The organism is Salinispora cortesiana (genome assembly GCF_000484695.1).
In the GTDB taxonomy this organism is placed as follows: Bacteria; Actinomycetota; Actinomycetes; order Mycobacteriales; family Micromonosporaceae; genus Micromonospora; species Micromonospora cortesiana.
This window is the reverse complement of the sequence record NZ_AXVR01000005.1, coordinates 119,332-139,713: the sequence shown is the minus strand read 5'-3', so window position 1 is coordinate 139,713 and position 20,382 is coordinate 119,332. Positions and strand designations below refer to the sequence as shown.

The following is a 20,382-nucleotide window of genomic DNA, read 5'->3' as shown; positions in this document are numbered from 1 at the left end:
CGCCGCCCGGCGCAGGACCTCGTTCTCCTGCTCGAGCAGCTTGATCCGCTTGCGGGCCTCACGCAGCTCGGCCGACTCGCTGCCACTGACGCCAGGCTTGGTCCCGGCGTCGATGTCGGCTTGGCGCAGCCACTTGAACAATGTCATCGGGTGGACCCCGAAGTCCTTGGCGATCTGCTCGACCGTGACGCCAGGCTCCCGTTCACGAGCGATTCGCACCACGTCATCACGGAACTCACGGGGGTAGGGCTTGGGCACAGCAACATCCTTCCAGCCCGCCACCAGGGCAAGCCATCTCAGATGTCACCCATCGGTGCAGCAGACCCGCACGACCAGTCAACGAGCCAGCACGACTCAAGTCGCAACACCGGGTTGCAGTACTAGGCGGTGGTCGCGAGTCGGGACATGGGTGCCGTCGACGATCGCGATCTGATCAACCTGGCGTCGTCGGACCGGGGCCAGGGCCAGCAGTGGGCCGAGGGTGTCGATGACCCGGTGTGCCGCCGAGTGCGACACCCCGAACAGCGGACCGATCTGGCGCATCGTCAGGTTCGTCCGCCAGTACGCGGCCACCAGCAACATCCGGTCGGCGAGGTCGAGTGACCACTGCCGGCCCGGCCGCCCGTCCGTGATCGCGTCACCGCCCCGCTCGGCGACCAGCCGGACCAGCCTGCGGAACTGGACGGGCTGCAATCTGGTGAACGGGAAGATCCACTCCGGGCGGGCTGACGTGATCACCTGCACCCCGAAACATCCTGCACGACTGTCCCTAACGGACGGACGCCAGGGTTACGAGACATCCCTTAGACGATCTATTCCAAGGGTTAGTGGCCGTACGCCACGAGTGATCGCGCAACGGGTTGGCCGTGTGTCAGTTGTGCCAGATCGCGGCCGGCGCTAAGTTCGTTCCTCCCGGTGCGCTCCTTCCCAGCGCCGCTTGCCGAGCCGCCAGTATGTCGTTGACGGCCGGTGGCAGCCCCGAGGCGCCGCACCAGGTGCCTGGGCTTTTTGACGCCACGGGTTGCTGCCCGCAACGGTGTCCGCAGGCGTCGTCTTACTTTTGGCCACCTTGCTCCACCATGGATCTATGTCTGTCTATCGATCGACCAGGCTCACAGTGCGACACACCCCGACTGACCCGTACATCAAAGCGCTCTTTGGGGAAGGGTGATCGTCTGGCAGGGTTGGTCGGGTGAATCTAACGGAAGAGTTCGAGTGGCGCGGACGTGAAGTTCGATGGCGTCGGATGGGTTCTGGGCCCGATGTCGTGTTCTGTCATGGGACGCCGTGGTCCTCGCGGCTGTGGGGCCCCTATGCCGAGGCCCTGAGCGACCAGTTCAGGGTTCACCTCTGGGACATGCCCGGTTACGGGCAGTCCTCGAAGTTGCGAGATCACCGGGTTTCGCTGGATGTCCAGGGTGAGCTATTGACTGACCTCGTCTCGCATTGGGAACTACAGTCCCCGCATGTCGTAGCTCACGACTACGGCGGCGCCGTTGCGTTGAGGGCCCTTCTCTTGCATGGCTGTGCGTTCGCGTCGTTGGCGCTGGTTGACGTGGTGGCACTGGCTCCCTGGGGTTCGGACTTCTTCCGGCTTGTGCGCGACAGCACCGAGGTGTTCAGCGCGCTTCCAAGCTCTGTACACGAAGGGGCGCTTCGGGCCTACATTGCGGGAGCCAGCCAGCTGGGCCTTACCCCTGGCCAGATGCAGGACCTTGTTTCTCCCTGGCTTGGTGCAGACGGGCAAGCCGCATTCTATCGACAGATTGCCCAGGCGGACCAGGCGTACACCGACGAAATTCAGGACCTCTACTCGCGTCTGGACCTGCCCGTTTTGGTGGTGTGGGGCAAGAACGACACGTGGATTCCGGTTGACCGCGCTCACCTACTGATCGAACGCATTCCGGACGCAAAACTTAAGTTGATCGATGGGGCGGGTCACCTGGTACAGCTTGACCAGCCCGTACAACTAGCAACGACGCTGCACGGGTGGCTCACCTCTCAGGGCTCCGTTGCGCCTCCTCGTCGTGGTCGTCCGCGATCTGGCGCAACAACATAACCAGCGCACCTGTCACCCGCTCGCTGATTGCCTATGACCATTGACCACAATTCAGAACAACTCATCTAGTGGATCTTGCTGATGACATCGTCGGCGAAGCGGCGGATGCCGTCCTGCTTGGCGGCGAGTTCGCCGTCGAAGCCGACGCCGTAGAAGCGCCAGGGCATCACGATCGCGTCGGTCACGCCGGCCTCGGCCTGTTGCTGGAAGCCCGCCAGGCCGAATCGGTCGACGCAGACCGCCTGGATCTCGAACGGCTGGTCGGCCCGGTCGTACTCGCGGCGTAGCCGGGCAAGCTGGTCGATCGCCGTGCGTAGGTCGTCGAAGCGCATCATGGCGGAGGACCAGCCGTCCCCCAGCCGGGCCGCACGGCGCAACGCCGCGTTGCTATGACCGCCCACGTAGATCGGGATCTGCTCGGTCGGGGCCGGGCTCATCTGTAGCCGGCCGAAATCGAAGTGCTTTCCGTGGTGCTCCACCATGCCACCGCCCAGGATCAGCCGTAGCACCTCAATCGCCTCGTCGCCCCGCGCGCCCCGGGCGGTGAACGGCGCGTCGCACCAGAGCGACTCCTCCGGCGACCAGCCCAGCCCGACGCCGAGCCCGAACCGGCTTCCGGTCAGGTTCGCCACCGAGCCGACCTGCCGCGCCAACAGGACCGGGTTGCGGGGTCCGAGTTTGAGCACCTGGGTGTGGAACCGGATCCGGGTGGTGGCGGCGCCGAGCGCGGCGGCGGTCACCAGCGGGTCGGCCCAGGGGGTCTGCGCGTCCCAGAACCGGCTGCCGTCCGGCGTGTACGGATACTTGGCGCTGACCTCTTCGGAGTAGAAGAGGGAGTCGGGGAGGGTGATGGCCGAGAACCCACACTCCTCAGCGGTTTGCGTCAGGTCGACGAGCTGGTCGAGCGGGCTGAGCGCGATTCCGAGGCTGAATTTCATCTATAAACTGTAACGTGTTCTATTTCCCTGCGGGAAGGTCTCGGGTGGTCTGGTCGGGTCGCGTCCAGGGTCGACCAAGCGTTTGTTCGCGGGTTAGCATCGGTCAATGGAGCCCCTCGATTTCACCGGTCGTGGTGTGGTCGTCACCGGGGGGACGCGAGGTGTCGGTGCCGCGATCGCCGCGGCGTTCCGCGCGGCGGGCGCTCGGGTGCTGGTCTGTGGCCGGACCCAACCGTCCTCGGTGGTGCCCGACTTCGTTTCGGCTGATGTCCGTGATCCCGAACAGGCCACCGCGTTGGTGGCGGCGGCGGTCGACCGGTTCGGCCGCCTCGACGTGCTGGTGAACAACGCAGGTGGTGCGCCGCCAGCGGCGGCCGCCAGCGCCTCGCCCCGGCTGCACGCCAAGATCATTGAGCTCAACCTCGTCGCCCCGCTGCATGTTTCGCAGGCAGCCAACACGATCATGCAACAACAGCCCGGTGGCGGGGTCATCGTCATGGTCGGGAGTGTCAGCGGCACCCGCCCGTCGCCCGGCTCCGCCGCATATGGCGCTGCCAAGGCCGGTCTGCACAATCTGGCGACGAGTCTGGCCGCCGAGTGGGCGCCGGCGGTGCGGGTGAACAGTGTCGTCCCTGGCCCGGTGGCCGGTGACGCGGGCCTGCAGCTGGACCCGGCAGCGGTGGCGCGCACCGTACCCCTGGGGCGACCCGCGACGCCGGCCGAGGTCGCCGGAGTGTGTCTGCTGTTGGCCTCTCCGCTGGCCTCCTATGTCACCGGGGCGGCGGTGGCAGTGCACGGCGGTGGCGAGTGGCCCGGTTATCTTGCGGATCTACGGGCGTAGATGCCTTCCTCGGTTCAGAGGTAGCTTCGCCACGGCGCTGCGGACCCCGCCGTCGGACTACGGCCCCGCTTCGGGCGGCGCGGCCGAACGGCTCAGGTCACCAGCCGACGGTGGTCCCAGCTGACCACCCGCCGCGGCTCGACCAGATAGGCCGCCCGCTTGGCTGCCGTGTGCGCGACATAGCCGTCGAGCGCCGCTGCCACCTCACCGGGTGGCAGGTCGCCTACCGCCAGGGGGCTGGGCATCCGCGCGGCGATCAGGCGGCCGACGGCGGTCACCTCCGCCCGATCGTCGATCCGGGTCACCTCGCCGGTTACCTGGACGCCGCGCAGTTCGAAGTAGCCCTCACCCTCCTCGACCAGGCAGGTCACCCGTGGATCGCGGGCCAGGTTCCGGGCCTTCTGCGAAGCGTGGTAGGTCCAGAAGGCGATGCGTCCGTCGTGCATCGCGTAGAACATGCTGACCAGGTGTGGCGTGCCGTCCCGGTTGACGGTCGCGAGCTGGAGTTTCCGGCTCTGGGCCAAGTGCTGATCGATGTCTGCGGGTGGCATCGCCACCGTGGCGCGTTGGTTCACGAGCCCTCGCTCTCCGCACCGCTACTCGCGCCGGTCACGGCCGCCCCTCGGTCCAGAAAGGTCATCTCAGTACCCCGGCCCGGACAGGAGACCGCCATCGGCTACGAACTCGGCACCCGTGGTGTAGGACGACTCGTCCGAGGCGAGGAATGCCACCAGGCGGGAGATCTCCACCGGCTCGGCGAAGCGGGCGATCGGCAGCGAGGTGAGGAATGCGTCCAAGTCGACGGCGGGCATGGTTTCGGCGGCGGCCAGCGCCATTGAGGTCAGCACGCTGCCGGGGTGCACCGAGTTGACCCGGATGCCGGCCGGCCCGAGCTCCTGGGCCGCGGACTTGGTGATGCCGCGGATCCCGAACTTGCTGGCGCTGTAGGCCGAGAGGCCGGCCGCACCGACGAACCCCTCGATCGATGACACGTTCACGATCGATCCACCGCCGGCGCCACGGTGTGGATGCCGAGCCAACAGCCGGTGAGGTTGACGTCGAGCACGTGGCGGAACTCGGCCGGATCCATCGTGGCGATTGCTGCGTGCCGGAAGACGCCGGCGTTGTTGACCAGCACGTCGAGTCGGTCGAACGCCGTCAGCGCGGTGGCGACCGCGGCAGCCCACTCCTGTTCGCTGGTGACGTCGTGGTGCACGTAGCGGCAATGATCATCGCCGAGGCCGTCGGCGACGGCCGTGCCGCGGTCGTCGAGGATGTCGCCGATGACCACCCGGGCGCCCTCGGCCACGAACTGCCGGGCATGTGCCTTGCCCATGCCGCGCGCGCCGCCGGTGATGAGTGCCACCTTGCCGTCCAGTCGCCCCATCAGCCCTCCTGCCAAGCGCTTGCTTGGTAGCTTAGCATCGGTGCGACGCCGGTGCCGCAACAAAACGGCCGCCGCGGTGGGAGCCGCGGCGGCCGTGGACAATCGCGTTGTCGCTGGTGGTGGTGAGGGTTCGTCAGGGGACGAGGACCACCTTGCCGATGTTGCGACGTTCGCCGATCCGGCGGTGCGCCGCGGCGGCCTCCTCGAACGGATAGACCTGGTCGATCCGGGGCTTGATCGCACCCTCGCGCCACAGGTCCAGGAGTGCCATCAGCTCCTCCCGCAGCAGGTCGGTGCGCTCCCACAGGTGCCCCAGATTGACGCCACTGACCGTGTGGTTGCGGTCCATCATCCCGTACGGCGTCAGCAGCGGTACGCCGGTGAGCTGGCCGAGGAGCCGGCGATAGCTGCGCCGTTCCCCGGTGGACAGGTTGGCGAAGCCGTACGCGATGAGCTGCCCAACCGGCCGGAGCAGGCTGATCCCGCGCTTCCAGTCGCGACCACCCAGCGAGTCCAGCACCAGGTCAAGCCCTTCGCCGCCGGTGAGCTCCCGTACCCGCGCGACGTAGTCCTCGGTGCGGTAGTCGATGGGATGGGTGCAGCCCTCCTCGCGGAGCACAGCGTGCTTGGCCGCCGAGGCGGTGCCGAAGGTGACAACACCCGGTACGGTGCGGCATAGCTGCAGCACCGCGGTGCCGACCCCACCCGCGGCCATGTGCACCAGGACGCGGGCCTCGGGGCGGAGGTTCGCTACCCGAAAGAGCATGTGGTAGGCGGTCAGGTAGTTGACCGGTATTGCGGCTCCCTCGACGAAGTCGAGGCCATCGGGCATCGGCAGCACCCGGGCGGCCGGCACGCAGACGGTGTCGGCGTGGCCACCGAAGCGCACCAGGGCCAGCACCCGCTGCCCCACCTCGAGGCCGGTCACCTCGGCGTCGACGGCGTCCACGACTCCGGCCACCTCGTATCCCACCACGGACGGCGGCTTCGGAGCGTCCGGGTACAGCCCTTGCCGGGCCATGACCTCGGCGAAGTTCAACCCGCAGGCGCGGACCGCGATGCGCACCTCACCGCGACCCGGTTGCGGATCGGGGGTTTCCCGTACCGCAAGGACCTCGGGCCCACCCGCCTTGGTGATCCAGACAGCGCGCATCGATTCCTCGACCTCCACGTTTACGCCGACTACTCCGCCTGCGGTCATCCGCTCGCCCGGGTGTTGGCCGCATGGGCTACCCGGGCGAGGCGGTGACTGCCGAAGGCCAGCGTAGGGGGTGCTGGTGGGCCTGAGCCGGTGGCCGTCAGTCGTGGGACGACTCGACGATGTCCAACGCGGCCAGGTACCCGAAGGTCATTGCCGGACCGAGCGTCGATCCCGCTCCGGCGTAGCCCTTCCCCATGACGGCCGCGCTCGCGTTGCCCGCGGCATAGAGACCGGGAATGACGGTGCCGTCATCCCGCAACGCCCGGCCCCGCTCGTCGGTTCGGACGCCGCCGTTGGTGCCGAGGTCGCCGGGGACGATCCGCATCGCGTAGAACGGTGGCAGCACCAGTGCGGCCAGACATGCGTTCGGTTCGTTCGTCGGATCGGCATAGTAGTGGTCGTAGCTACTGTCGCCCCGATGAAAGTCCGTGTCGCTACCCGCCGCGGCGAGGGCGTTGAAGCGCTTGACGGTGTTGTTCAGGGCCGTCGGGGGGACACCGATCTTGTCGGCCAGGCCCTTGATGGTCCAGGACCGGAACAGGGCACCGGAGTCATACCACTCGCTGGGGTAGGGCAGCAGCGGTGGGAGGTCGCGGAACAGGTAGCGGTTGCGGTACCGCTGATCTGTGATCATCCAGGCCGGGAAGGCATCCTGCGCGTACATGGTGCGCACCACGTCGCCGTACGGGGCGGCCTCGTTGACGAACCGTTCCCCGGCGGGGTTGACGAAGATGTTCCCCGGCAGCGTGCGTTCGGAGAGGCAGAAGTAGGGGCCGGTCGGCAACGGGATCATCGGCCCCCACCAGGCGCTGTCCATGAGGTCCAGAGCGGCACCGACCTCGGCGCAGGCACGGATACCGTCCCCGGTGTTCGACGCCGCGCCGACCGTCCAGTCAGTGCCGGTGGGAGCTTCCTGGTACTGCTTGCGCATCGCCTCGTTGTGCTCGAAGCCGCCGGACCCGACGATGACTCCGCGTCGGGCGGTGAGGAGCACCTCTTCCCCGTCCCGGACCACCCGTACCCCGGTGACTCGCCCCTCGCTGACGACCAACTCGGTCAGGGGGGTGTTCAGCCAGACCGGTACGTCGGCGGCGAGCAGGCCGGCGCGCAGCCCGCCCGCGAGCGCCTGGCCCATGGTGATCGGCTTTTCCCCCTTGACCCATGCCGCCAGGTAGCGCTGGACAATCTCCGTGGCCGTCGTCAGGCCGCGGGGGTGGCGGGCGATGAGGGCCAGCCACTTGTAGTCGACGTCCATGACCACGGTGCCCGGCGGAGTGGCCATGTAGGGCGGGTTCAGGGCGGCGTACTCGGCGCCGAGGACATTGGCGTCGAGCGGTTGCGGCTCGATCGACCGACCGTTGGGCAGGCCGCCGGGCAACTCGGGGTAGTAGTCGGAGTAGCCCTCCATCCAGGCGAACCGCAGCGGTGTGTGCTCCAACAGGAAGGAGATCATGGCTGGCCCGGCCGACAGGTAGGCCTGGAGGCGGGTGGCGGGGACCTCGTCCCCGACGACCGCGGCCAGGTATTCGGTGGCCTGAGCGGGAGTGTCCGGCACTCCGGCATCGAGGAGAACCTCGTTGTTGGGGATCCAGATTCCGGCCCCGGAGCGGGCGGTAGAGCCACCGTAGACATCGGCTTTCTCCACCACGACGGTCTGCAGACCGCGTTTCGCCGCCGTAAGCGCACCCACCATGCCGGCCGCACCGGCACCCACCACCACTACGTCGTACTCGACCACGGTCGTCATCGGACCCCCAGCCCAGCGGAAACAGATGGTGGAACACGTTACTGTATTGAGAACGGTGTCGGGAGATATTGCATGCATATCCTTCAATTAATATATTGATCTTGACATCTGTTGGCCCGGCGATCGCGGCGATGCCCGCGTCCGGATCGCCGCCTGCCACGCGGACGCGTCCGAGCCGACACCGGAAACGGTGTCATGATGGCCGCTAACCGGTCGAGAACGAGGTGCACGACGGTGACGATGAGTAGGTCGAACCACGAGCGTTGGCGTAGCCACCACCCCATGCGGGAGCAGCGGGAGGCCAGCCCCTCCCTGCTGGACCGGCGGGAGGCCATCGCGGAGTTGGGAGATGCCTTACGCGACCTGGTTCAGCAGGCGGTCACCACGGAGGTTCCGGCTGACCAACTCCGTCAGGTCACCGCCGACCTGCGCCGAGCGGCTCGTCCGTTGGCCACGCACGAACGGGAGGTCACGCGGATACCGAGCGCCGACGACCTGTTGGGTGGCGTCCGGATGTACAACCCGGTTACCGGCGTGGGCAGTGCCCTGGCTCCGCCAATGCGCATCGACCTGGTTGACGGGGTCGCGGTCGGCACATGCACCCTTGGGCCGGCCTTCGAGGGGCCGCCCCGGTACGCCCATGGCGGAGTCAGTGCCCAACTGCTGGACCAGCTACTCGGCTACGTGGCGAGTGCCACCGGCAACGCGGGGATGACCGTCCGGCTCGACACCCGGTATCGGGCACCGATCCCGTTGCGTACTCCGCTGCACCTGACGGCCCGGGTTACCGCCGTGAACGGCCGGAAGACCACCGCCCACGGCGGCATCGCGACCGCTGCCCACCCCGACGACCTCCTGGTCGAGGCGACCGGGGTGTTCGTCGCGCCACGACCAGAACAATCCTGGCAGCTCTTCGGCACGGCACCGTACTGGATAGCCGGCAGTACCTCCGTCGAGTCCGACTGATCCGCAGCCGCGGAGCCGCCGTGGCCTGCGGGGGGCGCTGTGTCCTGCGGAGGCGGCTGTCGGAGTGCTGGCTATGCCACGACACCGGTGCGGCAGAGGAGCATGAGCTGCTGGAGGGTGAGCTCCTGCGTGTAGGCGGCGGCGTGGCTGCTGGCCCAGCTGAAGACGGTCTCGGCTGGTTGTTGGTTTGGTGTGCCCGGGGTCACGTCGTAGCCGTCGGAGGCGACGATCTTCTCGATCATCCTGGCGAGTTCGGCGGGCCCACTGCCCGGGTAGCCGGTGCTGTAACCGGCGGTCTGCTTCTCGGGCAGGATGTGCAGGGTGCCGCGGTCGGTGCGGGCCCAGACCATGTCGGCCTCGCGGTCGATGATGAGGGCGGTCAGCTGCTCGCCGTCGGGAAGCGCGAGGGGAGCGTAGGTGTGATGATCCCAGTGCTCGTGGTTGCCGGTGACCGTCCGATAGTGGTGCACGGCGACGGGTAGCCAGGTGATCGGATCACGGAAGGCTCGCCAGCACACGCAGCCGTCGCCCGCGACCGCGGAGGGAGAGTCGGGATCGTCGTAGACGCAGGGATGCCAGAGCTGGGGCGCCTCGTCCGGGGTGACGAGGGTGACGTGCAGGGCGTCCGGCGTGCAGGGCGTGAGTCGGTCCCGCCATTCGGCCGCGTACCGGCTGGCGTAGGTATCGAGCTGCTGGCCGGCGTTGATGGCGCCGCCGGTGTACGCCGGCGGTTCGATGTAGAGCATGAAGTGCCAGTAGCCCCGCTCCGGGCTGTGGGTGAGATGCAGGTCCCGGTCGTGCTGATAGGTCATTGTGGGTGCTCTCCTGTCCTTCCCGGCGGATACCCTGCATCGGCAACGCCAGACCGGCTTCCGGTAAGCGGATCCGACGCGGCAGGCCCACCAGCGGAGAGCTCAGTCCGCCCGGCGCCCCCCGTCAACGGCGGCGTCGTGGGCGAGAACAACGGGATCGCCGTCGTGGGCAACGATCGCGTCATCCGGGTGGTTCCCTTCCACGCCACATCGTTGACCCAGCCGGGATTGGCCCGCGTGGAGCCCTTGGTGCGCCGCCGACCTTCGCCCAAGCACCGTAGGACAAGCTGAGTGACTGCGCCACCACCTAAGGTGAGTATCTATCGATTGCGGGGAATCGACCCCCGGTCGCCTTGTGGACCGGGGGTCGGTGTCGGTCGCAGCCCGGTGACGGCGAGCCCGGACTTCGCCGCCGCTGCCGTCAGCGCAGCAACAGGCGGGCGGCGAGCTCGAGGTGCTCGTGCACGTCGTTGGCCGAGGCGCGCCGGGTGACCCAGGCGACCAGGCTGGAGAGCCAGACATCGCCGATGACGCGGGCCTTGGCCCGGTCGTCCGCCGACGGCTTGCCGTCGCGCATGGCCAGGATGAACATGTCTTCCATGAGTCGGGCGACGGCGTTGACCTCGGCGGCGGCGGTTGGGTCGGCGAACATGAACGCCCGGGTCATCGCTTCGGTGAGCATGGGGTCGCGCTGCATGGCGCGGGTGACCCGGCCGAGGACGAACGTGGTCCGCTCGTGTGCCGTCTCACCCGGAATGGCGGTGCGCCGGAGCCGGTCCTGTGTCCGCTCGAACTCTCTGGCCAGGGCGGAAACCAAAAGGTGGATTTTGGAGGGGAAGTAGCGGTACAGCGTGCCGAGGGCGACGTTGGCGTGTTCGGCGACGGCGCGCATCTGCACCGCGTCGTATCCGCCCCTGGAGGCCAGGACGAGGGTGGCGTCCAGGATGCGCCGTCGGCGCTCGCGCTGCGCCGCCGACCCCTGCTCGGTGTCGGTCAGGCTGCCCGCGCCCGAGCTTCTGGTATGTGTTCTCGACGCCACCATCCTGCCTTCCGTGATCTTGGTCGAACCGGCAGCGGTCATGCCATCCCAAGTCTAGCAACGGGCTGGATGTCGTGTGCTCAGGGCGGCTGGCGGTAGCTGATAGAACGTGTTCTACTGGCGTCAGGTGTTCGGAGTGGGGAGGGTCGATGCCGATCGCGATGACCACCGACCAGTTGGCGCTCCAGGACGCGGTCCGGCAGTGGGCTGTCGGGGCCGACATCCTGGCCACCGTACGCGCGCTGGAGAACGGGCCGTCCGCAGCGGCCGATCGGCACTGGGCCGGCCTCGTCGGCCTTGGCTGCTTCGCCCTGGCCGTGCCGGAGCAGCTCGGTGGTGACGGTGGCCGCGTCGGCGAGCTGGCCGCCGTGTTGGAACAGCTCACCGTCGCCCTGGTTCCCGGCCTGGTCATGCCCACCCTGCTCGCGGCACTGACACTCGCGTCCACCGGGCCGACGCCCGTCGCGAAAGGCCTGCTGCCGGACCTCGCGGCCGGCAAGGTCTCGGTCGGGGTGGCGCTCGCTCCAGGAGCGTTGACGGCCGTGCCGGTCGCCGGGGGAGCGTACCGGGTGACCGGGCAGGTCAACGCCGTACTCGGTGCGGGGAGCAGCACCCACCTGATGTTGACCGCCAGCACCGAAACCGAAACATTGTCGTTCGTGCTCGATCCGGAGCATGAGGGGGTCCACCTCACCGCGCGTACCCCGGTGGACTTCTCCCGGCCCCTGGCCGACGTGCGGTTGGCGGGAGTGCGCGTCGAGCCCGACCAACTCCTGCCCACACCCGGGCCGGACCGACTCCGCGACTGCGCGGCGCTGCTGGCCGCGGTCGAGGCGGCAGCGGTGGCCTCGTGGTGCCTGCGCACCGCCACCGAGCATGCGAAGGTGCGGCGCCAGTTCGATCAGGCGATCGGGTCGTTCCAGGCGGTCGGGCACCTCTGCGCCGGGATGCTCTGCCGGGCGGAGCGCGCCAACGCGGTGGCCTGGGACGCGGCCCGCGCCTACGACCAGGCGGCGGAGGAGCTCCCCCTGGCCGCTGCCACCGCCGCCGCGATCGCCCTGGACGCGGCGGTGGACAACGCCAAAGACTGTATTCAGGTTCTCGGGGGGATCGGGTTCACCTGGGAGCACGACGCCCACCTCTACCTGCGTCGGGCACTCGCTCTACGGCAGCTACTCGGCGGTGGTGCCCGATGGCGGCAGCGTTGCGCGGAGCTGACGTTGGCCGGGGCGCGTCGGCATGTATGGGCGGTTGGCGACGAGTTCCGGGCCGCAACGGAAGCGGCAACGCAGCCCTCGTCCGGAGCCCAGACCGACGCCGACTCGGCGGATCGGTTGACGGTACGAGCCCAGCTCCAGGCGATCGCGCAGCTTCCCGACGCCGAGCGCCGTACCCGGTTGGCGGCCGTGGGCTACCTCGCACCACACTGGCCCGCACCGTACGGCATCGACGCCTCACCCGCCCAGCAGCTGCTGCTGGACGAGGAGCTTGACCAGGCCGGCATCGTCCGCCCGGACCTGGCGATCGGCGGCTGGGCCGTCCCCACGATTCTGCACTACGGCAGTGCCGCCCAGCGGGACCGGTTCGCCGGGCCGTCCCTGCGTGGCGAGATCACCTGGTGTCAGCTCTTCAGCGAGCCGGAGGCCGGTTCGGACCTGGCCTCGCTGCGCACCCGGGCGAACCGGGTGCCGGGCGGTTGGCGGTTGTCCGGCCAGAAGGTCTGGACATCGCTGGCGGCCGAGGCGGACTGGGCGATCTGTCTGGCCCGCACCGACCCCACGGCGAGCAAGCATCGCGGTCTGACCTACTTCCTGGTCGACATGCGCAGCCCGGGCATCGAGATTCGCCCGTTGCGCGAGATCACCGGGCGGTCGGTCTTCAACGAGGTCTTCCTGGACGACGTCTTCGTCCCCGACGAGGATGTGGTGGGCGAACCCGGAGCGGGCTGGCGGCTGGCCCGGGCGACGCTCTCCTATGAGCGGGTCGCCATGGGGCGTGGCCCCGGATTCGGAGCCGACGTGGACCGACTGGTCGGGATGGTTGGGGCCGGTGGAGTCGCCAGCGAGCCGGGGATGCGGGAACGTCTTGGCGGCCACATCGCGGACGGTCTCGCTGTCTCCCTGGTGGAATGCCGGGCCACGCTACGCCAGCTCGGTGCTGACCGAAATGGGCCGGAGTCGGCGGTGGCCAAGTTGATTGGGGTCAGCCATCGACAGGCGGTGGCCGAGACGGCGCTGACGCTCTGCGGTCCGGACGGTGCCGCGGCCGACGGCGCAAGTGTGGAGCCGATCCACCACTTCCTCCTCACCCGATGCCTCAGTATCGCCGGCGGAACCACCCAGATCCTGCTCTCCCTGGTGGCCGAACGGGTCCTCGGCCTGCCCCGGGCAACCGTGGGCTGAATGCGGATCACCCCAGTCGCCGCTGGAGAAGGGAGGACCGATGGAGAGCACCATCAACGCCGCCGCGGAGCGGATCCGGGCTGCCGGTGCGGGGCCAGCCCGGCCGGCGCGCGACCCGGTCAATCTACCGATGATCCGGAACTGGCTGGAGGCGATCGGCGACCGCAATCCCCGCTACGAGCAGGACGGTCTGGCACCACCAGCGATGACGCAGGTATGGACGATGCGCGGCCTGCACCCGGCGGTGGAGCCCGCCGATCCACTGTCAGCCATGTCCGCGGTACTCGATCAGGCCGGGTTCACCTCGGTGGTGGCGACGAACTGCGAGCAGACGTACCACCGGTATCTGCGCGACGGCGAGCGGGTCGAGGTGCGCAGCCGGCTGGTCGACGTGAGCGGACCAAAACGAACAGCGCTCGGCGAGGGCTGGTTTGTCACTACCGACAGCACCTGGTACGTCGGCGCGGAGGCTGTGGCGTCGATGACCTTTCGGGTGCTCAAGTTCCGGCCGTCGGGCTCCGCAGCGGCTCCTCCAACATCCGAGCGGGCCTCCGCTCCGGTGTCCGGGCCGGCCTCGGCGGCGACGTCCGAACGGGTCTCGGCTCCGGTGTCCGGGCCAGCCTCGGCGGCGTCCGATCGGGATCCGGATCCGGCGTCCGACGTGCTGCGGCCGGTCGTCACCCGGGACACCGCTTTCTTCTGGACCGGCACCGCCGCCGGCGAGCTGCGCATTCAGCGGTGCGGGGGTTGTGGTCAGCTGCGACATCCGCCGGGGCCGGTCTGCCGACAGTGCGGCGCTGACCGCAAGGACCACCTGGTCGCCCGCGGTACGGGTGAGGTCTTCAGCTTCGTGGTGCACCACCACCCGCCGGTGCCGGGGCGGCGGTTGCCGATCGTGGTGGCGTTGGTGGAGTTGACCGAAGGGGTACGGATGGTGGGCGAGGTGCTCGGAGTAGACCCGGCGCAGGTGCGGATCGGAGCCGCGGTCCAGGTCGACTTCGTACGGGTGGACGCCGAGCTGACCCTGCCCGCGTGGCGGTTGCTGTCATGAACGTGGCGGTCGGCGTCGTCCTGCCGGAACTGCGGATCCCGGTCACCCCCACCTTTGTGATCAGCACCGCTGTCGCCACCCGGGACTTCCAGGATGTGCACCATGATCGGGACCAGGCCGTTCGGCGGGGCTCGAAGGACATCTTCCTCAACATCTTGACCACGACCGGACTGGTGCAGCGGTACGTGACTGATTGGGCCGGAGCGATGGCGATGGTGCGCAGTGTCGCTATCCGGCTCGGGGCGCCGTGCTACGCGTACGACACCCTCGTCCTGACCGGTCAGGTGGCGCAGGTGTCGCCAACCGGGTGTGTGGTGGCCGTGGTGGGACGTGTTGCCGGGGGCGATCACGTCACCGGACAGGTTGAGGTCGGGAGGATTCCGTGATCTCGGGAAGAGCGGCGATCGTCGGTATCGGCGAGACGGAGTTCTCCAAGGACTCCGGTCGCAGCGAGCTCCAACTGGCGGTGGAGTCGGTCCGCGCCGCACTCGCCGACGCCGGGCTGGCGCCGACCGATGTCGACGGCGTGGTGACCTTCACCATGGACAGCACCGCCGAGATCGCCCTGGCCCGGGAAATCGGTGCGGGGGAGTTGCGCTTTTTCAGCCAGGTCGGTTACGGCGGCGGCGCGGCCTGTGCCACGGTGCAGCAGGCGGCCCTGGCGATCAGCGCCGGGATGGCGCGGGTCGTGGTGTGCTACCGCGCGCTCAACGAGCGCTCCGGCCGCCGCTTCGGTCGGGTGTCCCGGGACGTCTCGAGCGCATCGACCAGCTCCGGCGTCGACAATGGCTGGCACTACCCGATGGGGCTGGGCACCCCGGCCGCTACCGTGGCCATGGCCGCCCGCCGCTACCAGCACGTCTTCGGGGCCACCGGGGAGGACTTCGGTCGGGTGGCGGTGGCTGCTCGCCGGCATGCCGCGACCAACCCCCGAGCCTGGTTCTTTGGCCGACCGATCACCCTCGTCGACCACCAGGCGTCCCGGTGGATCGCCGAGCCGCTTCGGCTGCTGGACTGCTGCCAGGAGAGCGACGGAGCGGTCGCCGTGGTGGTGGCCGGCGTCGAGCACGCCGCCGACCTGCGGCAGACCCCCGCGGTGATTGCCGCTGCCGCGCAGGGTAGCGGGGCGGACCAGTACATCATGACCAGCTACTACCGCGACAACCTGACCGGGCTACCGGAGCTCGGCGTGGTCGGGCGGCAACTCTGGGAGCAGTCCGGTCTGGTCCCCGACGATGTGCGGGTCGCGATGCTGTACGACCACTTCACCCCGTACGTCCTGATGCAGTTGGAGGAGTTGGGGTTCTGCCCACCGGGGGAGGCACGGCACTTCATCGCCGACGGCGCGATCGAACTGGGTGGCCGGCTCCCGGTCAACCCGCACGGTGGGCAGCTCGGGGAGGCCTACATCCATGGGATGAACGGGATCGTGGAGGCGGTCCGGCAGGTCCGGGGAAGCTCGGTCAACCAGGTCGCCGGGGCGGGCCCGGTGCTGGTGACCGCCGGCACCGGCGTACCCACCAGTGGCCTGCTGCTCGCGCTCCCGGGCCGCGGCAGAGTCGTGCCCTGAGCAACCTCCGGCTCCGGCCCAGTCGGGCCCGGAGCGTGAGGTCAGCACCCCACTGGTTGGATCACCCGGATGACGCGTTTGTATCCCGAGATCGAACCCTACGCTGACGGCTTGCTCGACGTCGGGGACGGTCATCTCGTTTACTGGGAGAGCTGCGGCAATCCACTCGGCAAGCCGGCCCTGGTGTTGCATGGTGGCCCCGGTTCTGGCGCCAGCGCCGGTTGGCGGCGACTCTTCGATCCGATCATCTACCGGATAGTCCTGTTTGACCAGCGGGGGTGCGGGCGCAGCACCCCGGACGCGGGCGACGTGCGAACCGACCTGTCGACCAACACCATGCCGCACCTGCTGGCTGACATCGAGAAGCTGCGGACACACCTGAATATCGACCGGTGGCTACTGCTCGGCGGATCGTGGGGTAGCGCGCTGAGCCTCGGCTATGCCCAGCGGCACTCCGACCGGGTCACCGAGATGGTGTTGTTCAGCGTCGTCACCAGTACCCCGGCCGAACATCGGTGGATCACCCGCGACCTCGGACGGATCTTCCCCGAACAGTGGGACAGGTTCCGGGATGCGGTACCGGCCGCCGAACGCGACGGCAACCTGCCCGCCGCCTACGCCCGGCTGTTGGCCGACCCGGACGAGACGGTGCGGGACCGAGCCGCACGCGCCTGGTGCGCCTGGGAGGACGCACTCGTCTCGAACCTGCCCGGCAGCGAACCCGACCCCCGGTTCGAGGACCCGGTGTTCCGGATGACCTTCGCCCGCCTTGTCACCCACTACTGGGCCCACGACGGTTGGTTCGCCGATGGCGAGTTGATGGCGGGTGCACACCGGCTCGCCGGAATTCCCGGCGTGCTGGTTCACGGCAGGCTCGATCTGGGCAGCCCGGCGGACGTTCCGTGGCGATTGTCCAAGGCCTGGCCCACGGCGCGGCTGGAGCTGATCGACGAGGCCGGTCATGGCGCCGGACATGGCATCGGGGACGCGGTCATCACCGCCTTGGACCGTTTCGGCGCCTCCTACCGCTGAGTGCCGATGACCGCCTCGGCGAGGCGGGCGAGATGTGCCCGCGGGTGCCCGAAGAGATGAGCTGCGCCGTGGGCCCGCTTGAAGTAGCGGTGGGCGTTGTGCTCCCAGGTGATGCCGATGCCTCCGTGTAGCTGGATCATCTGCGCGGCGGCCTGTTCCAGCGCCTCGGCGCAGTGGACCGCGGCCCCGGCGGCGAGCAGGTGGGCGTCGGGCGCGTCGGAGTCGAGGCCCGACACCGCGGCGTACGACAGGGAGCGAGCGCTCTCCACCGTGACGTGTAGGTCGGCCAACCGGTGCGCGATCGCCTGGAAGGCACCGATCGGCCGGCCGAACTGCACCCGGGTCAGCGCGTGCGCCACGGTCAGCTCCACCGCCCGAGTGGCCGCCCCGACCTGCTCGGCGCTGAGCGCGACGCAGGCGATGTCCCGGACCCGCTCCAGCGGGTTCACCTCGCCCAGCTGACGACCCGGTGCCCCGTCGAGCACGACCACCCCCAACCGGCGGGTCAGGTCCACGGTGGTGACCGGGCGCCGTCGGACGCCGACGGCGCCCGGATCCACCTCGAAGAGGCGGACCCCCGCGGGGGTGCTCGCGGCGACCAGCAGCACGTCGGACTGGTGTCCGTCGAGCACGTAGTGCGCCTCGCCGGTGAGCCGGTCGCCCCCCGTCGCCGCGAATGCGGGTCGGTGTGGATTCCAGGCACCGTGCTGGTCGGTCCAGGCCAGCGCGGCCAGCCGTTCCCCGCTGACCAGGTCGGGCAGGATCCGGCGGCAGGCCGCCTCGTCCCCGCTGTGCAGCAGGGCCTGGCTGGCGAGGACCGCGCAGCCGAGCATCGGCGTGGGGGTGAGGGTGCGGCCCAACTCGTCCAACACCACGTGGGCCTCGCCCAGGCCGGCGCCGAGCCCACCGAACCGTTCGGGTACGGCGAGTCCCGCTACTCCGATCTGGCCACACAGCACCTGCCAGAGCTCGGCGTCATCTCCCGCCGTCGACTCGGTCAGCTCGGCGATGGACCGGTCGCCGGTGTGCCGGGACAGCACACCGCGGACGCTCATCCGAAGGGCTTGCTGCTCCGCCGTCATGTCAGATCTCCAGCAGCTAGTGCGGTCCTGATCCGATCGCGGTGCCAGGACTGGGTGCCCCAGGTCCGAGCCAGCGCCCAGATTCTGGTCAGCCACAAGTCGAGGCCGGACTCCCGGGCGTACCCGATCGCCCCGTGCACCTGTAGGGCCGTGCGGGCGGCCCGCTGGGCGGCGTCGGCGCACGCCACCTTCGCGGCGGAGATGTCGCGGGCAGCCATGGCCGGGTGGTCGGCGAGGGCGACGGCGGCGGCGTAGAGCAGCGGCCGGGCGAACTCGAGGCCGATCGCCACGTCGGCGAGCAGGTGCTTGACCGCCTGGAACTGCCCGATCGGCTGGCCGAACTGGGTGCGCTGACCGGCGTACCGGAGGGTCGTCTCGAGCAGCGCGTGGCCTGCTCCGAGAAGCTGTGCCGCGCAGGCCAGCGCGCCGGCGTCGAGGGCGTGGGCGACCGCCGGGCCGACGGTCGGGCCGGTCACCAGCAGCGCTCCGTCGGCCACCTCGACCAATCGTCGGGTGTCGTCCACCGAGCGCAGTCGCGGCCCCGGCACCCCGAGGCGCAGCGTCCGCTCATCGGCCCGGAGCACCAGGGACACGACATCGGCGTCCGTCGCGTACGGCACGTGCGGCGCCACGGCGAGCGTTCCGATCACCTCGCCGCTGGCGAGTCGGGGTAGCCAGGTCTCGCAGAGCGCGTCGTCGCCGAGCGTCGTGAGCAACATGGGCAGGGCGGCGATGGACTCGGCGACCGGACCGGGCAGGGCGTGGTGCCCGAGCTCTTCGCACGCGATGACGACGTCCGCCGGGTGTGCGGCCAGGCCGCCCCACCGTTCCGGTACCGCCAGACCGGCTACGCCGAGCTCTGCCAGCCGGCGCCAGACCACCTGCCCGGGAGCCGGGTCGTCGGCGGCCCACCGGCGGGCGACGGTGGGAATGTCGGCCTCGGTCAACATCGCGTGGAGGGCGGCGGCGAACTGCTCCTGCTCCGCGGAGGGGGTCAGCCTCATCGTCGATCCCGGGGCAGGCCGAGTACCCGTTCGGCGATCACCGTGCGCTGGATCTCGTTGGTGCCGGCGTAGATCGGACCCGCCAGGGAGAACAGGTAGCCGTCCAGCCAGGCGTCCGTACCGCCGTCATCGCCTGCCCAGCCGGCCGTACCCGTCCGGAGACCACCCGTTTCGGCGTCCGGTCCGAGCAGGTCGAGCGCCACCTCGTGCAGAGCGACGTCCAGTTCGGACCAGAAGACCTTGGTCATGCTGGTGGCGTGGCCACCACCCGACAACATCGTCGGACCGGTCCGCGTTGGTCGATCGGCTCGGCCGGGCGGTGGCGGAGGCTCGGGTGGCCGGTCGGTGGCCTCCCGGGTGGCCGTGCCGTAGCTGTGCAGCTGGTACGCCCGGGCGGCGACCCAGCCGTCAACGACGCGGTCGGACAGCGCCGGGTCGGCGTGTGCACCGGCCCGACACCACAGCCGCACGAGCCGCCCGGCGGCGGCGGTGAAGCGACCTGGACTACGCAGCGACAGTCCGCGCTCGTGGCTCGCGGTGCTCATCGCGACGGTCCAACCCTGGTCTACCGCGCCGAGCACGTCGGCGTCGGGCACGAACACCTGGTCGAGGAAGATCTCGGCGAAGCCGGTCGCACCGCCGACCTGTTGGATCGGCCGGACCGTGACGCCCTCGACGCGGAGGTCGAACATCAGGTACGTCAGGCCGCGGTGGCGGTCCACTCCGGTGCGGAAGAGCCCGAACGCGCGGTCGGCCTGTGCCGCCCGGGTGCTCCAGGTCTTCTGCCCGGACAGGAGCCACCCGCCGTCGGTGCGGACCGCACGGGAGCGGATTCCGGCCAGATCGCTGCCGGCCTCCGGCTCCGACCAGGCCTGCGCCCAGACGTCGTCGGCCCGCGCCATCCGCGGGAGCAGGCGAGCACGCTGCTCGGCCGTGCCGTGGGCGAACAGGGTTGGGGCCAGGAGGAAGAGGCCGTTCTGGTTGATCCTGACCGGAGCCCGGGCGCGGTGGTACTCCTCCTCGAAAATGAGCCACTGTAGGGGTGAGACGTCGCGTCCACCGTAGGCGGTGGGCCAGGACACCACCGACAGCCCGGCCGTGGCGAGCTGCCGTTCCCACGCTCGGTGGGCCAGGTCACCCTCGGGGGTGTCAACGGGCGGCAACGGCGTGGCGGGCACGTTTGTGGCCAGCCACGAGCGGACCTCCGCCCGGAACGCGTGGGTCTCGTCATCGAGGTCGAGGTTCATCGTG

Annotated in this window: 18 protein-coding genes and 2 pseudogenes; 8 read left to right on the top strand and 12 right to left on the bottom strand. The window is 69.5% G+C overall.

Annotation, left to right across the window (positions count from 1 at the left end):
- A partial coding sequence (locus K228_RS29140; RefSeq protein ID WP_025617370.1) for an IS3 family transposase occupies nucleotides 1–258 on the bottom strand: 258 nt, incomplete at its 3' end.
- Between the two features lie 123 nt (nucleotides 259–381).
- A pseudogene (locus K228_RS0104640) lies at nucleotides 382–744 on the bottom strand (transposase family protein); the annotation flags it as partial.
- Between the two features lie 448 nt (nucleotides 745–1,192).
- Here K228_RS0104640 and K228_RS0104635 point away from each other — a divergent pair.
- On the top strand, nucleotides 1,193–2,059 hold the full coding sequence (locus tag K228_RS0104635) for an alpha/beta fold hydrolase (protein WP_025617368.1): 867 nt from the start codon (nucleotides 1,193–1,195) through the stop codon (nucleotides 2,057–2,059).
- Between the two features lie 65 nt (nucleotides 2,060–2,124).
- Here K228_RS0104635 and K228_RS0104630 read toward each other — a convergent pair whose 3' ends face one another.
- On the bottom strand, nucleotides 2,125–2,997 hold the full coding sequence (locus tag K228_RS0104630) for a TIGR03619 family F420-dependent LLM class oxidoreductase (protein WP_025617367.1): 873 nt from the start codon (nucleotides 2,995–2,997) through the stop codon (nucleotides 2,125–2,127).
- Nucleotides 2,998–3,103: 106 nt separating this feature from the next.
- On the opposite strand from K228_RS0104630, the gene K228_RS0104625 reads away from it, so the two are divergent.
- Complete coding sequence (locus K228_RS0104625) at nucleotides 3,104–3,838, top strand: SDR family oxidoreductase (RefSeq protein WP_029723359.1); 735 nt, start codon at nucleotides 3,104–3,106, stop codon at nucleotides 3,836–3,838.
- 92 nt (nucleotides 3,839–3,930) lie between these two features.
- Here K228_RS0104625 and K228_RS0104620 read toward each other — a convergent pair whose 3' ends face one another.
- From K228_RS0104620 to kstD, 4 genes and pseudogenes are all read right to left on the bottom strand, one after another.
- A complete protein-coding gene (locus K228_RS0104620) occupies nucleotides 3,931–4,413 on the bottom strand; it encodes a pyridoxamine 5'-phosphate oxidase family protein (RefSeq protein ID WP_025617366.1) in 483 nt (160 codons plus the stop codon).
- Nucleotides 4,414–4,479: 66 nt separating this feature from the next.
- A pseudogene (locus K228_RS25320) lies at nucleotides 4,480–5,225 on the bottom strand (glucose 1-dehydrogenase).
- Nucleotides 5,226–5,358: 133 nt separating this feature from the next.
- Complete coding sequence (locus K228_RS0104610) at nucleotides 5,359–6,378, bottom strand: synaptic vesicle VAT-1 family membrane protein (RefSeq protein WP_025617365.1); 1,020 nt, start codon at nucleotides 6,376–6,378, stop codon at nucleotides 5,359–5,361.
- Nucleotides 6,379–6,523: 145 nt separating this feature from the next.
- On the bottom strand, nucleotides 6,524–8,173 hold the full coding sequence (kstD, locus tag K228_RS0104605; RefSeq protein WP_025617364.1) for a 3-oxosteroid 1-dehydrogenase: 1,650 nt from the start codon (nucleotides 8,171–8,173) through the stop codon (nucleotides 6,524–6,526).
- A gap of 282 nt (nucleotides 8,174–8,455) precedes the next feature.
- Between kstD and K228_RS0104600 the strand changes: the two genes are divergently transcribed.
- Complete coding sequence (locus K228_RS0104600; protein WP_025617363.1) at nucleotides 8,456–9,139, top strand: PaaI family thioesterase; 684 nt, start codon at nucleotides 8,456–8,458, stop codon at nucleotides 9,137–9,139.
- Nucleotides 9,140–9,210: 71 nt separating this feature from the next.
- Here K228_RS0104600 and K228_RS0104595 read toward each other — a convergent pair whose 3' ends face one another.
- Both K228_RS0104595 and kstR read right to left on the bottom strand, forming a co-directional pair.
- Nucleotides 9,211–9,951, bottom strand: coding sequence for a hypothetical protein (locus K228_RS0104595; protein ID WP_025617362.1), 741 nt, complete (start codon nucleotides 9,949–9,951; stop codon nucleotides 9,211–9,213).
- Nucleotides 9,952–10,372: 421 nt separating this feature from the next.
- Nucleotides 10,373–10,993, bottom strand: coding sequence for a cholesterol catabolism transcriptional regulator KstR (kstR, locus tag K228_RS0104590; protein ID WP_029723357.1), 621 nt, complete (start codon nucleotides 10,991–10,993; stop codon nucleotides 10,373–10,375).
- A gap of 146 nt (nucleotides 10,994–11,139) precedes the next feature.
- Between kstR and K228_RS0104585 the strand changes: the two genes are divergently transcribed.
- The 5 genes from K228_RS0104585 to pip all read left to right on the top strand — a co-directional run bounded on the left by K228_RS0104585 (nucleotide 11,140) and on the right by pip (nucleotide 17,045).
- Entirely contained in the window at nucleotides 11,140–13,392 is a 2,253-nt protein-coding gene (locus K228_RS0104585; RefSeq protein ID WP_025617360.1) for an acyl-CoA dehydrogenase family protein, read from the top strand.
- Between the two features lie 40 nt (nucleotides 13,393–13,432).
- Nucleotides 13,433–14,443 (top strand): bifunctional MaoC family dehydratase N-terminal/OB-fold nucleic acid binding domain-containing protein, encoded by a 1,011-nt coding sequence (locus K228_RS0104580; protein WP_025617359.1) that lies wholly within the window; start codon nucleotides 13,433–13,435, stop codon nucleotides 14,441–14,443.
- Entirely contained in the window at nucleotides 14,440–14,829 is a 390-nt protein-coding gene (locus K228_RS0104575) for a hotdog family protein (protein WP_025617358.1), read from the top strand. Before K228_RS0104580 ends, K228_RS0104575 begins: the two co-directional genes overlap by 4 nt.
- On the top strand, nucleotides 14,826–16,013 hold the full coding sequence (locus K228_RS0104570; protein WP_025617357.1) for a lipid-transfer protein: 1,188 nt from the start codon (nucleotides 14,826–14,828) through the stop codon (nucleotides 16,011–16,013). The genes K228_RS0104575 and K228_RS0104570 overlap by 4 nt, the downstream gene beginning before the upstream one ends.
- Nucleotides 16,014–16,082: 69 nt before the next feature.
- Nucleotides 16,083–17,045: a prolyl aminopeptidase gene (gene pip / locus K228_RS0104565; RefSeq protein ID WP_025617356.1), complete on the top strand. Its 963-nt coding sequence runs from the start codon at nucleotides 16,083–16,085 to the stop codon at nucleotides 17,043–17,045.
- Here the strand turns inward: pip and K228_RS0104560 are convergent.
- From K228_RS0104560 to K228_RS0104550, 3 genes are read right to left on the bottom strand one after another with little or no spacing between them, the layout of a single operon-like run.
- Nucleotides 17,036–18,127 (bottom strand): acyl-CoA dehydrogenase family protein, encoded by a 1,092-nt coding sequence (locus K228_RS0104560; RefSeq protein WP_025617355.1) that lies wholly within the window; start codon nucleotides 18,125–18,127, stop codon nucleotides 17,036–17,038. The genes pip and K228_RS0104560 overlap by 10 nt on opposite strands.
- Entirely contained in the window at nucleotides 18,124–19,131 is a 1,008-nt protein-coding gene (locus K228_RS0104555; protein WP_025617354.1) for an acyl-CoA dehydrogenase family protein, read from the bottom strand. Before K228_RS0104555 ends, K228_RS0104560 begins: the two co-directional genes overlap by 4 nt.
- The gene (locus K228_RS0104550; RefSeq protein ID WP_029723356.1) at nucleotides 19,128–20,378 is read right to left on the bottom strand and encodes an acyl-CoA dehydrogenase family protein; all 1,251 of its coding nucleotides are present in this window, start codon (nucleotides 20,376–20,378) and stop codon (nucleotides 19,128–19,130) included. Before K228_RS0104550 ends, K228_RS0104555 begins: the two co-directional genes overlap by 4 nt.
- Nucleotides 20,379–20,382 lie beyond the last annotated feature (4 nt).

Excerpts from the sequence above, each read along its gene's own strand:
- K228_RS0104610 (WP_025617365.1), bottom strand. The coding sequence starts at position 6,378 with ATGCGCGCTGTCTGGATCACCAAGGCGGGTGGGCCCGAGGTCCTTGCG.
- kstD (WP_025617364.1), bottom strand. The coding sequence starts at position 8,173 with ATGACGACCGTGGTCGAGTACGACGTAGTGGTGGTGGGTGCCGGTGCG.
- kstR (WP_029723357.1), bottom strand. The coding sequence starts at position 10,993 with ATGGTGGCGTCGAGAACACATACCAGAAGCTCGGGCGCGGGCAGCCTG.
- K228_RS0104580 (WP_025617359.1), top strand. The coding sequence starts at position 13,433 with ATGGAGAGCACCATCAACGCCGCCGCGGAGCGGATCCGGGCTGCCGGT.
- K228_RS0104560 (WP_025617355.1), bottom strand. The coding sequence starts at position 18,127 with ATGACGGCGGAGCAGCAAGCCCTTCGGATGAGCGTCCGCGGTGTGCTG.
- K228_RS0104585 (WP_025617360.1), top strand. The coding sequence starts at position 11,140 with ATGCCGATCGCGATGACCACCGACCAGTTGGCGCTCCAGGACGCGGTC.
- K228_RS0104575 (WP_025617358.1), top strand. The coding sequence starts at position 14,440 with ATGAACGTGGCGGTCGGCGTCGTCCTGCCGGAACTGCGGATCCCGGTC.
- K228_RS0104625 (WP_029723359.1), top strand. The coding sequence starts at position 3,104 with ATGGAGCCCCTCGATTTCACCGGTCGTGGTGTGGTCGTCACCGGGGGG.
- K228_RS0104550 (WP_029723356.1), bottom strand. The coding sequence starts at position 20,378 with ATGAACCTCGACCTCGATGACGAGACCCACGCGTTCCGGGCGGAGGTC.
- K228_RS0104595 (WP_025617362.1), bottom strand. The coding sequence starts at position 9,951 with ATGACCTATCAGCACGACCGGGACCTGCATCTCACCCACAGCCCGGAG.
- K228_RS0104555 (WP_025617354.1), bottom strand. The coding sequence starts at position 19,131 with ATGAGGCTGACCCCCTCCGCGGAGCAGGAGCAGTTCGCCGCCGCCCTC.
- K228_RS0104600 (WP_025617363.1), top strand. The coding sequence starts at position 8,456 with ATGCGGGAGCAGCGGGAGGCCAGCCCCTCCCTGCTGGACCGGCGGGAG.
- K228_RS0104630 (WP_025617367.1), bottom strand. The coding sequence starts at position 2,997 with ATGAAATTCAGCCTCGGAATCGCGCTCAGCCCGCTCGACCAGCTCGTC.
- pip (WP_025617356.1), top strand. The coding sequence starts at position 16,083 with ATGACGCGTTTGTATCCCGAGATCGAACCCTACGCTGACGGCTTGCTC.